Source organism: Vibrio sp. 947 (assembly GCF_033339115.1).
Lineage (GTDB): Bacteria > Pseudomonadota > Gammaproteobacteria > Enterobacterales > Vibrionaceae > Vibrio > Vibrio alginolyticus.
Window position 1 is genome coordinate 12,492 of record NZ_JAWOTX010000017.1, and the last position, 12,067, is coordinate 24,558.

The window sequence follows — 12,067 nt, forward strand, 5'->3', positions numbered from 1 at the left end:
GTATAAATTAAATAATTAAAGGACACCGCCATGAAATTTAAGAAATTCAGACCAGAAGGTTTTTTTGCTAATGTATATCACGTAGCGCCAATTGATGACGTTTACGTTTACGAGCTACTTATTGACTTTAAACACTACAAAAACTCGTTTAAAGGCAAGGTCTATGTTTCATTAACTGAATGGTTTGAAAATGCCTTTAATGATCAATCTATCTTCACAATTAACAGCACTACATTTGTATTAAAGCTGATTTACGATTACGAGAAAGCTTCTCAAGACGCATTTTTAATGCCTAAGCTGATTATCTGTCATGAAGAGTCTGGAAGTGAATACGCTACATTTATGCTTACCCAGTCAACTTTGAATTTCCTTGATGGGAAAGTGTCTGAGCTTATGACTGATCTAGATGAGAATGTGGATTTGTGGTCAAAATACATCAGTCCAGTTATCGACGTTGATTTCCAGTGCGATGTTGAAGCCGAACTTAAAATGTTAAGAGCAGAAGGTCATGTAATTTACCTTCCTGACTCAGAACTGAAAGGATACCCTCAGATTCGCGCTCTAATGAACAAGGCTGGTGGTACTTATCAAGATGGCACCTTTGTATTCGAAGGTAGCGCAGAAAGCGTTCTGACGCGATTACAGGAAGGAAAAGCGGTAAATGACAAGAAGCTATACCAGATCTTCGAATCTACAGACAATGTTTCATCTAAGGTTGTTAAAAAGCTAGATCTAAAACCAGAAGATAAATGGCTAGAGCCAAGCGCAGGACGTGCAGCAATTGCTAATAAAATGCGTGAAATCTCAAGTGATGGCGTTGTGTGCGAAATCTTTGATCTGAATATCAGCAGTCTTAAACAGCAGGGATATACTCCAATCGAAGGCGATTTCATGAGCGTTACACGCGAGAAAATTGGCATGTTCAATAAAATTGGTGCTAACCCTCCTTTCTGTAATAACCAGGACATTAAACACGTTCGCAAGATGTACAATGAACACTTGCTTGATGGTGGTCGTCTAGTAGCTGTGATGAGCCAAGCTTGGGTAACAGGAAAGCAAAAAATCCAAATTGAATTCCGTGAATGGTTAAAAGCAGTCGGCGCAGATATCGAAATGCTTGATCGCGGTGAATTCAAAGATTCAGGGACAGACGTAGCTACTGCAATTGTAACTATCAATAAATATTCGGAAGTGATCGAAGAAAGACTGTGCGCATAAGCTAATTGTTGATTGCCCCTGAATAGGGGCTTTTAAGAGAGTTTATTATGATTATCAAAATTAATGCAGGAATCAGCCTAAATGAAATTGCAGGATATACAGCAAGCTTAGCAATTGAGAAGGCGCAAAAGAACAGTGTTCCTGATCTTAAGGTTTCTGATATTGAATCTGCTCGACGCATGGGGATTAATCAAGGGTTCTGGGAGTTCACCGTTAAGCTTCTAAATGAGTCATTACATTTAGCTACTGAGCTTGTTAAAGATTTTAAACCATCGCCTATGTTTCTGCATGAATTCGATAAAGAGTCACTGTTAGAATATTTCGGAACTGAAAAGTCTATGGCTGAGTGGTTGAGTCAATCGGATAGCGCGAGTGATAAGATTGAATCGCTTTGCCAGTGTGATTATGACTCAGGTGTTAAGGCAAAAGCTGACGGTAAGATTGAGAACAGTGTTTTTCTTACTGGTCGTAATATTGGAATTGAGCTTGCTTACAAAGCAGTTAGGAAAAACAATTTATCATTAGCTGAATGTATTATGGGGGAATTATGATTACAGGCGGATATACACTCGATTTGATTTGTGATTGCGAAAAATGCAAGGTTTCAACGGATAGTCACGAGATCAAAACTGGTGAGTTTACTGGTGAGAACTATGCGGAATGCGCAAGAATTGCGAAAAATAATGGTTGGAAATTATCCAGAGACAGATTGTACTGCTCTGCCCCTGGTCATTCAAAATTTGAGCGAGACGATTAATAATATTGGAGACAGTCTCTTATTTCGATTCCTCTGAGGCTGATGATGAAATTCTTTCACATTCATCAGCCATTTCCATTAAACCTTCGAGAAATTCAGGGGTCTGCCAATATCCAATGATCTCATGCTCTTTTTCACAATCACATCGCTGCGGTTAATCATAAATGAATAATAAATTCAAATCAATAACACATTGCTACGCAATGTGCGCTATCCATCTCTGCCCTAGAAGGACGGAGCTTTTCGCGCATCTTTGGTAACTACTCTATCAGGACTCGTATTAACGCTTCTTAAGTAGGAAGCTATTTCTTTTAAAGTCCTTTTTGGGTCGTCACTTAAGACTAATTTATGATCTGACATTATCATGCTCCTTTATGATTTTTTGCGGGTTTACAAGATGATTCTTAAGCCGCTGCTCTCACTTGGTACTCAACACGGTCTGCAAAGTCCTTAACAGTGTTAAATCTCTGTCCATGATATTCAGAATTCCATTTATCAATGCCTTTAAATGCTCTATTCCAAGGTTGGTCAATGATAATTGGTAGCAAACTAGGAGTGCTATCCATAGCATCAATGATGTTGTATGGAGCATCATCAATTAAACAAGCTGCACCACCAGCAATTGAGTTATACACTTCTGATTTGGGTGTAATGCTAGTATCTACAATATGCAAGTGATGATGTGGAACATTGTTCTTTTCCAGCCACTCCCTTGTTTGTGAGTGTGAGAAATTAAAGCCTCCACGAGCAGTAACGATATGGATTGTGAATCCTTTATCCACAAGCATTTGTAAGCCTTCAACCGCGCCTTTTTTAACAGGCATTTTGAGAAAAACTTCCTCTTTACGAATAATTTCACCAAACTCATTTTTGGTAAGGTTGTGACGTTCGTAATAATCGTAAGCTAGATAATCTGAAACAGAGAGCTGAATATCAGAGGCTTGGTTCATATGGTGATTGATCACAGGAGCAAAATCACCTAACACATCATCAAGGTCGCAAATAATATTGCGATTAAAAAGCGTGATCACATTGTTGCTGATTTGAAACTGACTAATCATTTATTGACCTTTTTTATTAATTATAAAAAAGGATTATGATATGAATAAGCGCTCATGTCAAACGCCGTGACTTAAGGCGTTGACTTTTAAGTTTAAAAACTGATAATGAAGTAAATTTGAATTATTAATAAAAAGCCAGCTAGCTGGCAAAACCGATGGTGATTTCTGTCTGCTTTAACTAAAGAAGAAAATGAGTATTCATTGAATGAGTACATAGAAAAGTTCAAAAAAAATACAAGGAATGCATGAAAGTAAGTATAAGCTGGTGAGTTTTACTCTATGTATTCTTGCTTGCTACGCTATTGCCTGTGTTGTGGATGGTTTGTTTGCATTTCACTTCTTGATAACGATGACAAAATTTGAAGTTGAGTGGGTTGAGCTAATAAAAGGTTTGTTTTTTATTGCTGTGTGCTTCCCATTGAACATGTATCTCGAATTTCTTAAGTCACCAAAATATGCAGCAATAACAGAATGTAAAATAAAAACAGATGAACGACTTAAAGATATTGAGTATATGAGCGAACATATGGAGTTGGCTCTTAAGGAATCATTTGAAAAAATTGGTGACGTAAGAATAAATGAGCTACTTTCATCTTACTCAGTGGGTGTTTTGAATGATTTAGTTTCAGGTAGGAAGGACTTTAATGTTGAATATTATAGTATTTTCAAAGAATTTTTGGTGAAATACCAAGGTCTGAGTCTATTGAAGAGCTAAAAGAAAAGATGGGGCTAAGACAGGTTAAGACTGACATCGCTAAAGAAAGAGATCAAGCTTCAGAAAGTTCGGAGATAAAAGATGCAATATCTTAGAAATTTGTTTGAATTTCTTTCTAGTTAGCATGTTGGGAAGAAAAGAAAGCTAATAGATTAAGCCCCAATTCTCAATGATTTGGGGCTTGCTTGATTACAATGGTACGCGTGATTTTGTAATATACGTAGTAACTGCGTCTTCCTTGATTTCACGATCACCATTTAAGAAGTATGTTCCATCAGACTTTTTAAGTCTTACCTTAGTTAGGGATAGGTTGCATGATTTTCTAATAACCTGTACTTCAACCTCTTCACCTGAATCTAGACGGTCAAAGAGAGCTTTTGCTTCTTCTTCACTTACAATGCGATATGAATTAAGCAATCTTTGGTTTTCTGCCTCAACCTGTTCCTTGTAAGCTTTATCTTCCTCAAGAGCTTTTTCATAACACTCTTTGTGAGATTGCTTAAGAACATCGATGATTGCATTCTTAAATTGCGCCAGAGCCTTATAGAACTCATTTGCAAGAATGTTAGATGCAACTGCTACGCGAACAAATTCTTTTTCAGCCTCTACAGATTTTTCGCTGTAGTCAGAACTAAAGAATAAATGCGCTCCATCAAATGAACCGTGGATTGTAGCTGTGTGTGTGCTCATTCGAGGCGAACCAGCAAGTATGATAGTTGCTATCAACAATCTTGTATCTTCTTTGATTAAAACCGTTTTGGTATAATTCCACATGGAAATGTAGTTGATACTCAATGTGCTCAAAGTTATCAGACCATAGGTTGTACTCGCACTTTGTTTTATGAACAAGTTTGAATTTTTGCTTATCAATCCATTCTTTAACGTCTGAATGAAAAGAATAAACTAGTCTGAGCAACCAAAACTGACTAGTCAACATGCACATAACCCACTCTAACCATATGATCAACCAGGTCTTTATTGGAAATGACTTCCATATCGGATGTGTACTTGCTAAATCTGTCTTTAATTTTTGCAATGCAAAATGTTTCAAAAACTTCACAAAGAGCGCCATCTCTGACCGTTAAAGTGAGTAGCTTTAAATCTTCCTTGTGAGGATTAGTTGGAATACTAATCCGTTCATGAATATCTTGAATTATTTCTCGTGCTGTTCGCTTGTCAATTTTCATGTATTTGCCAGAGGATTCAAGCAATGCATTAAATTCAGCCTGGCTAAAGCACCTTTTTCTTTCAATCTCTTTATTTCGAAAGGAATCAAGTGTTTGAATGTGATTTTCAAAGATGTCCTCAATACTTTCAGAAAGGATGCTGAAAGCTAACCCTTTACGCTTAAGAACTTCCAGAGTTGTTAACTCGTCAGTTGGAAGAAAAGTTTCAATCTCAAAGTCTGAGTGCCAACCTAGATTTTGGGTGTATTTCACAAGTGCGGATAGCTCATTACTAAAGCCTTTTACCGTGAGAAAAATACCTAGATTTCCGTTTTCATTCAAAATTAGTTTTGCTTTGATGCTTGAATCTGCGCGGATTGAAAAGATGGCTGGCTTGCCATCAAATTCGACATCTTTAAGGTTCACTTGTGAAATAACTGACTTTGACATATTAACTCCTTATCTGGTATTATTATATACATATTGCATCAAAAGTAAATGAGAATTAAGAGTGGAATTAAACATAAAAGAAGCAAAGCAAGCGGTGGATGAAGGGAAGCAAGTTTGGTTTTTTATTAACAAGCTTACTGATCTTACAGAAGATCTGTATGTAAACATCACTCCAGCAAAAGTGGCTGAAATCATAAGCTATAAAGATAGAAGTCATGAATCTGAGCTAGTGCCTCTTGGGAAAAGAGGTGAGCCATTATCCAAAAAATACACTATTACAGAGACTTCTTTACACGGCGTGAGATGTTTTGCTAGATTCTTCTATGATGAAAAGTTATGTTTTGAAGCGTACAACAAAGATCTAGACAGCTACATTTCTAAACTGGAAGAAAGAATGGCGTTTGAAAACAAAAGAAGGCTGTCTGTCATTGAAAAGATTAAAGGCAGAAAAATTAATTTAATTAATTGCATAAATAAAAGCCCATAACTAAGAAATTATGGGTTTTATATGTTATTTTTTGTATGAGATTTTTCCTTTATCTGCAATAAGGTACTCATCAAAACCAAACGGCTCACCATCTAATACAATAAACTTATCAGACTCAAACAGTGTGATATCTTTGGTAGTCTTCTCATCCTCTAAGTCAAACTTGTTTTCTGTGGCATCAATATAGATGTAGTCATCACCACATCCTCTATCGACACCGAATAGATCGCAAAGCTCATTACTGACTTCGATAAGTCTTTCATCCTCATCACCAGGTATTTTAAGGTACTTTTCAATGATGTCGTCTGGCGTTGTATCGCGATAAAAGGTAAATCCGTACTTCATGAATGGAGTGCTGAATAGTTGATGCTCTCCGTTTTTAATATTACTAACGAGAACATGCCCTTCGGACTTATTGTTATCAATTAAAATTCCGCGTTCTACAATCTTGAATGTAGATTTTGTCGAATCTTCACAGATGTATTTCGCATCTTCAATGTTTTGTACAGTTATCATCTTTATTTCCAATAGAAGATGTGGAAAACCCCAGCATATGCTGCTGAGGTTGAATTTTTAAGACAGGAAAATATTTCCTAGACTGATATCTAGCTTATGATTCACATAATCCCAAAACTCATTTTTCTCATGCTGATAGGTCATTCCTAATAGAGAAGTAATCTCAAAAACATCAGCACACATTTCAATTAGTTTGGCTTTGGCGCTTTCTGAAATATCAGGTTTATCAGAAATGAAGCCAAGGTTTTTGAAGGTGTTGAACTGGCTTTGTAGCATCGTGGATGCAATAATAGCCGCTTCAGTGCCACCAAGGTATTCAGTCAGCAGATCAAGTCGTTCAGAACTGTTTCTCGGCTTGTTATCAAGCATTGCCAGAACAATGTTAATCGCAGTTTTTCGCTTTTCGAACAGCTCTGTTTCTTCATCTTTTTGAGCGAGAAGAATATTGAATGCAGTGTCGTAATTATGCATGGTGCTACTCCTGACAGCTATTAAGCTTCTTGCTTAATTTGTGATTTAATTTCTTTAATGAAAAGCTTTGCTTGCTTTTCAGACTCAAACTCGTGCGGTTCATCGGTTGCACCTAGCCAAACCCACTTGTTCTTGGTTTTGTTACCTTTACACATAACGCGATGAGATTTAGGTTCTGTTGCTTCAAAATCATTCACATCATAAGCTGGTGAATATTTGAATGATAGCCCCTCAATCTGAGCAGCATTCTTTGCGTCTTGCTTCATTTTGCTGGTAAGTGTGGTCATTAGGTATCTCGCTATTGGAATTTCATTATCTTAAATGATTTATAATTATTATACATAAAGAAGATAACCTGTAAAGATGAATTAAGCAGAACAAGAAAAAGAAGCAGAGTCGATATTGTGGGTTTACCCACTTTGTTAGGTATTGGTTCCACAAAATTAATATTCATAGTAAAATATCAAGAAAAGAGAGTTTTTATTATGAATAAAAATGAACTATACCAATCAGAAATTAATCTGATAGAAAACATAAAAAAATACATCAACTACAGGAACAATGTTCAAAACATACTTTTTCACCAAGAGTACATAAAAGTTACCTTATACATCCCTCTCGTTTTTACCATCTTGTTTGCCACTTTCTTCATTGTGGCTCCTAACATTCACCCGTCATCAGGCTCTGTCCATGTATCAGCTCTTGGATTTATTGCTGTTGTGATTGCTTTCACCTTACCCATTTCAGTTGTCAATGCGGCAATAAACAAGAAATCTATCATGAAATATGGTTTCATTCCTTTTGGATTATCTTCACTTTTTGACAGAGATTTTATTGAAAACAGGGATAAGATTTCAGATATAGAAGACAAACTATATGAAATGGAGATGGACTTAACATCTGAGATGCTTATGTATCAAGATTCTATGCAGGATTGCCCATCTACCGAGCTTCTGGTTTTGCTGAGTGACTATGAGGCTAAAATCTACAAGGAGGTTCTTAAATCCGTCAATAATGAATATGGTGGTGAAGTATTATGCTGGATTGATGATATTTAGAATAAAGGGCGCATAGCGCTCTTTTCTTTTGGGTTTATTTTTGTATAATCTAGAAAATTAACTAAAAAGACCAACTAAATGAAAGCGATAGATAGATTAAAAGACCTTCACTTTAGTAGAGATCCTGCGCTTTACGATCAATGGAGTATTGAGCGGATAATCAACTCCATACAATCAGCGAAAGAGAACAAGAAGTGGTTTGAAAACGCCTCGAATAACGCAAGAATTTATAGAGTGATTGCTATTGAGCCTTGCCTATTTGCTGCGGCTTCCGTGATTGCGGGTATTGTTTATCTTTTTACTTCAAATTTTGCCGCAGAAATAGGGATTGATAAACCGTCAGCATTGATACTGTATTTAATGATTTGCGCATTGGGATCAATTCCGTTCTATTTAATAAGATGGGTGTCGGTTATACCAAGGGCTAAGTGGACAAACAAGGTCAACTGGAGCTGGAAAGAGGTGTTGCCTTACAATTTAGCAACAGCAAAGGATAAATCACTAGCTCATAACTTCAAGCAAAGGAAAGCAAACAAAGCGGAGTTTTTAAGTAAAGAGAAAAGAATGAAAGATAACTTTTCTTCGCTCATTACTCCAGGATCAGAGTTTCCATATGAGTATGTTCACAAGTTAACTGAGGATTCGGAAGTCCGAGCAATTTACATCAAAATGTTGCGCGACCAATTGGAAAATAGACTGAATAACGAAAAGGCTCTCATTCAGAATAGATTTGAGCAATTAGTCGGAACTGAAATGCATAGAGAAAATGAAAGTTGGTCAGAGATTAGTAATCCAGACCATAGAATCTACGGTAGCTTTAAGGAATAATAATGAACACTGAGCAATTTCTAAATAAGTATCAGGATAGTGGCGAATTTTTAGATGAGCGCGATGTGAAAGAGCTTATTGGCTGCGTCCAACAAGCAAAAGCAAATCGACAAAAATTCAAAGAGGTGGAGGCCAGCAGGGTCTATTTTACTTTTAGCGTCATTGTGTTCTACGTAATGATTGCAGGGATCTTTATTGTTCTTCATTCACTTTCTGGATTGGGTGTTGAAAAATTTAACGATGAAGTAAGAACAATGTTCTTCAGTATTTTTGCCTTGATTGCTATGTTTCTTACTTCTGCTCCTGTTCACAACTATGTGAAGGGAACTGGATTGAATGCGTACAAATACTCTCTGCTTCCTGGTGGATTGGCTATCTTGTTTGATAGAAAAATTATTGCTGATCACTTCAACTACCGAAATCTTGAAAAGGCTCGTGATGAAATTGATGAGTCTAATGCTCGTAGATACAGCGTAATCAAGTCTAAAGGTCAAATCCCTTACGCTATCGTAGACAGATTCACAGGAAGTAGTCGCGATACGCTTGTGCATCTTCTGAAGATTCAGTTCAAAGAAATGAATGATGAGCTTTATGATGCAAGACAGCGTGATTTTGACAACTGGTTCAACTCAGTTAATAACGGCGCTACGCATAATTGGGATAAGTTTGTTAATTAATAGAAATAAGGCGCTCGATGAGAGCGCCTTACTTTTAAATGATTAATTTAGAGTTAACTTTTTAAAGATTTTCTGAGGCACGCCTTTGTGATCGTATTCGGGATGATCTGGGTAATGGTCGTTATGGTCTGCAAACACTAGCTGAACGAACGACACCCCATTTTGAGCAAGGTGAAAGTTTTCTTGATAATATGCAATGGTTTGACAAACATACTTATCTGTTAGATCTCCACTTACACTTAGCTTTTCGAACTTCATCAGAGCATCTGAACCATCGCGCTTTTCAAACATAGGCTCTACACTTTTCAGTTCAACGCCTTCTTCAAGCCACTTATGAAAAAAATGATTGATCAGATAGGCTTGAGTTCTTTGACTCATGGTTGTGATAATGATTTCTGGAAGTCCGTAATTGGTCATGCCTGTGCTGTATGCGAAGTTGGAAACACCATGAATAATAATTCCATGTTTTTTGATTGCACTTTCGATCTGCATGTTTCGCATGGTAATGTGGTTCATTGTTACAACGCTCATTATTTTAAATTAATTAATCTATAATACATTAATTAACCTAAAAGTAAAGAAAAAGCCGCTCAAGCGGCTTTATCGTCTGTCGATTCGGGAACTTAACTCTCGACTAAGGTATTTGCACAAGTTATATAGCTTTGCGCGAATCTGCTGTTCTCTTCTATAGTTACGATAAAGAAGATGCCCTATAACCGCTTCATGAGGTTTCAAGTCTAGGTTGTTCTTTCGAATAATATCTTCCCATTCATGGTCTCTGAAAATGTCTTTCATGACGTAACCCGCAAATCCACTAAAGGTTTTAAGAATCACTTTTTCATGGCTCTCTGAATATGGCTTAATATGAAAGTAAGTCGCATTAAACTCACTTAACTCTTTTCTCAGAGCTGTAAGCTCAGACTTGCTCATTTCGTTAAAAACGGCGTTTGCCATTTCGCTTGGTAAACCATCAGTTACTTGATATGAGAACTTTGAGATAAATTCATCTAACAAAGGAAATTTGTTCAACGCAATCGGAAGAAACCGATTAAATGCATTTTTGGGGCTTTTCGCATCCCACGTTCTAGACCGAACTTTATGCTTATGGATCGTTCTAGATAGCGTTCCGATTTTCTCAGTTCTTAGCATGGCAAACTCTTTTCTTGATGGCGAAAGCATGATGTGATCTTTCGAAAATAATGATTAAAAAACGGTTGTTTTACTACCTCTAGGCAGACCTTAGATTCTTCCATTTCATCAACAATCTTCTCAAAACTAATAGAATCCAAGATAGGATATTTCTTTAGTACATCGCGATATGTTTTAAGCATATCTAAGTTAACTGGTACAAAATCAAACTCACGAACTCTTCGAAACGGGTCAATGAAACAGCTATAACCAAGGACAAGGGAAAAACGGATTTGCTTGAGTTTATCAATCACCCGCAGTTTCTCTCTAACATTTAAGGTCTTATCTCTATGCAGGTCTGCAATCATGGAATAGACTAAAGATTCTAGCTGCACAAGTTTTATGGTTTGTACCATTCTGGCACCAACATTTCGATACTCAATGCGACCAGAACTGACATAATTATCAACTTCACTCGGCTTACATTGCACTGTTTTACAATCGATCAAATATTCAATAATAACCATTGTTAGCCCTTGTTTTTAAGTACTTGGCATACAACCAAGTGATGTTGTTCGTGAAACCCACTCTCTTTGATTTTTTTGCAAAATTCATAGGTTAGACGCTCAGGAGCAATTTCATTGATGAATGATACCAGTCTATATCTTGCATAGAAATAGCACTGATTTTTCTTAAGTAGCTCAAAGAGGTAATCATCAGGGAATAGCGACTTACACAATAGGTGTACGCGAGGGACAAAGCGTAAACATCGAGGGTCTTTGTTTACAAAGTCAATCCACTTGCTCTTCTCGATATCTAAGGTGTTTGGGTGATGTTTTGTAAGTAGTGGATTGCTATCAAAGCACACCAGATGTGAATACTTACTTCTATTTTCCTCATTCAAATGCTTGAGGTTATGAGCATTAAGCATTAACCCTGCCTCTGCATTAGCGTTTCTAATGTCATCAGGAAGATGCTGGAAGCATCGACTTTCGAGCAAAGCCTTAATGAACACACGGTCAACCATACCGCTATCGATCATTTCTGAAAGTTTGCTTTCAGGACTTTCAGGTTTGATTCTAAGGTACTCCATAATGTCGCTTGTGTTCATGACATCGGCAAAGTACGGGACATACCGTCTTGCTTTAGAATAGTAGTTTGTTGGTTCAAAAAGATAATCTCTTACTGACTCAAAAACCTGTCTGGTTAGTAAGTGTCCGTTATTTTTAAAAAACAGCTCATTGATGTATTCGCTTCGAAAATGCTTTAGAGCTTGAGGATCGTCATGATTGGACTGGTACTCACATTTGATTGCAATTGGAAGTAATTCATCCATGAAGTCGTTATTCTTTGAATCTGGCTTAAACACCAAGCCAGATAGAATTGAGCCAAAATATGCGACCAACTCACGCCATTCAGTCTCACCATACGATGGCAAGATTTCCCCTACAAATTTCTTGTAACCCTCTGGAAAGCTCGTAAAAGTGCTTTGCAGATCTTTAATTACATCAATCGTCATCTTATAAACCTTTATA

At 36.9% G+C, this 12,067-nt stretch carries 17 protein-coding genes; 7 read left to right on the forward strand and 10 right to left on the reverse strand.

What is annotated here, in order from left to right:
• Nucleotides 1–30 precede the first annotated feature (30 nt).
• Entirely contained in the window at nt 31–1,218 is a 1,188-nt protein-coding gene (locus tag R7Q39_RS19365) for a hypothetical protein (protein ID WP_318076641.1), read from the forward strand.
• Nucleotides 1,219–1,265: 47 nt separating this feature from the next.
• Nucleotides 1,266–1,769 carry a hypothetical protein gene (locus R7Q39_RS19370; protein WP_318076642.1) on the forward strand — a complete coding sequence of 168 codons (504 nt, stop codon included), beginning with the start codon at nt 1,266–1,268 and terminating at the stop codon, nt 1,767–1,769.
• A 610-nt stretch (nt 1,770–2,379) separates the two neighbouring features.
• Here the strand turns inward: R7Q39_RS19370 and R7Q39_RS19375 are convergent.
• A complete protein-coding gene (locus R7Q39_RS19375; RefSeq protein ID WP_318076643.1) occupies nt 2,380–3,036 on the reverse strand; it encodes a 5' nucleotidase, NT5C type in 657 nt (218 codons plus the stop codon).
• A 241-nt stretch (nt 3,037–3,277) separates the two neighbouring features.
• On the opposite strand from R7Q39_RS19375, the gene R7Q39_RS19380 reads away from it, so the two are divergent.
• Nucleotides 3,278–3,751 carry a hypothetical protein gene (locus tag R7Q39_RS19380; protein WP_318076644.1) on the forward strand — a complete coding sequence of 158 codons (474 nt, stop codon included), beginning with the start codon at nt 3,278–3,280 and terminating at the stop codon, nt 3,749–3,751.
• A gap of 189 nt (nt 3,752–3,940) precedes the next feature.
• Here the strand turns inward: R7Q39_RS19380 and R7Q39_RS19385 are convergent, their stop codons facing one another.
• On the reverse strand, nt 3,941–4,525 hold the full coding sequence (locus tag R7Q39_RS19385; protein ID WP_318076645.1) for a hypothetical protein: 585 nt from the start codon (nt 4,523–4,525) through the stop codon (nt 3,941–3,943).
• Nucleotides 4,526–4,677: 152 nt separating this feature from the next.
• Entirely contained in the window at nt 4,678–5,343 is a 666-nt protein-coding gene (locus R7Q39_RS19390; RefSeq protein ID WP_318076646.1) for a hypothetical protein, read from the reverse strand.
• A gap of 85 nt (nt 5,344–5,428) precedes the next feature.
• Here R7Q39_RS19390 and R7Q39_RS19395 point away from each other — a divergent pair, with 85 nt between their 5' ends.
• Complete coding sequence (locus tag R7Q39_RS19395) at nt 5,429–5,854, forward strand: hypothetical protein (protein WP_318076647.1); 426 nt, start codon at nt 5,429–5,431, stop codon at nt 5,852–5,854.
• A gap of 24 nt (nt 5,855–5,878) precedes the next feature.
• On the opposite strand, the gene R7Q39_RS19400 is transcribed toward R7Q39_RS19395, so the two are convergent.
• The 3 genes from R7Q39_RS19400 to R7Q39_RS19410 are packed head-to-tail and all read right to left on the reverse strand — an operon-like array spanning nt 5,879 to nt 7,128.
• Nucleotides 5,879–6,370 carry a hypothetical protein gene (locus R7Q39_RS19400; RefSeq protein WP_318076648.1) on the reverse strand — a complete coding sequence of 164 codons (492 nt, stop codon included), beginning with the start codon at nt 6,368–6,370 and terminating at the stop codon, nt 5,879–5,881.
• Between the two features lie 57 nt (nt 6,371–6,427).
• Nucleotides 6,428–6,841: a hypothetical protein gene (locus tag R7Q39_RS19405; protein WP_021486235.1), complete on the reverse strand. Its 414-nt coding sequence runs from the start codon at nt 6,839–6,841 to the stop codon at nt 6,428–6,430.
• Between the two features lie 20 nt (nt 6,842–6,861).
• The gene (locus R7Q39_RS19410; RefSeq protein ID WP_045591993.1) at nt 6,862–7,128 is read right to left on the reverse strand and encodes a hypothetical protein; all 267 of its coding nucleotides are present in this window, start codon (nt 7,126–7,128) and stop codon (nt 6,862–6,864) included.
• 198 nt (nt 7,129–7,326) lie between these two features.
• On the opposite strand from R7Q39_RS19410, the gene R7Q39_RS19415 reads away from it, so the two are divergent.
• The 3 genes from R7Q39_RS19415 to R7Q39_RS19425 all read left to right on the forward strand — a co-directional run bounded on the left by R7Q39_RS19415 (nt 7,327) and on the right by R7Q39_RS19425 (nt 9,404).
• On the forward strand, nt 7,327–7,899 hold the full coding sequence (locus R7Q39_RS19415; protein ID WP_318076649.1) for a hypothetical protein: 573 nt from the start codon (nt 7,327–7,329) through the stop codon (nt 7,897–7,899).
• A 78-nt stretch (nt 7,900–7,977) separates the two neighbouring features.
• Nucleotides 7,978–8,727 carry a hypothetical protein gene (locus tag R7Q39_RS19420; RefSeq protein WP_318076650.1) on the forward strand — a complete coding sequence of 250 codons (750 nt, stop codon included), beginning with the start codon at nt 7,978–7,980 and terminating at the stop codon, nt 8,725–8,727.
• A 2-nt stretch (nt 8,728–8,729) separates the two neighbouring features.
• A complete protein-coding gene (locus tag R7Q39_RS19425; protein WP_318076651.1) occupies nt 8,730–9,404 on the forward strand; it encodes a hypothetical protein in 675 nt (224 codons plus the stop codon).
• A gap of 42 nt (nt 9,405–9,446) precedes the next feature.
• On the opposite strand, the gene R7Q39_RS19430 is transcribed toward R7Q39_RS19425, so the two are convergent.
• The 4 genes from R7Q39_RS19430 to R7Q39_RS19445 form a co-directional block, all read right to left on the reverse strand.
• On the reverse strand, nt 9,447–9,920 hold the full coding sequence (locus R7Q39_RS19430) for a DUF4262 domain-containing protein (RefSeq protein ID WP_318076652.1): 474 nt from the start codon (nt 9,918–9,920) through the stop codon (nt 9,447–9,449).
• 84 nt (nt 9,921–10,004) lie between these two features.
• Entirely contained in the window at nt 10,005–10,553 is a 549-nt protein-coding gene (locus R7Q39_RS19435; protein ID WP_038128818.1) for a hypothetical protein, read from the reverse strand.
• Entirely contained in the window at nt 10,547–11,059 is a 513-nt protein-coding gene (locus R7Q39_RS19440) for a hypothetical protein (RefSeq protein ID WP_241620988.1), read from the reverse strand. The genes R7Q39_RS19435 and R7Q39_RS19440 overlap by 7 nt, the downstream gene beginning before the upstream one ends.
• 2 nt (nt 11,060–11,061) lie before the next feature.
• A complete protein-coding gene (locus R7Q39_RS19445; RefSeq protein WP_318076653.1) occupies nt 11,062–12,051 on the reverse strand; it encodes a hypothetical protein in 990 nt (329 codons plus the stop codon).
• Between the last annotated feature and the right edge of the window lie 16 nt (nt 12,052–12,067).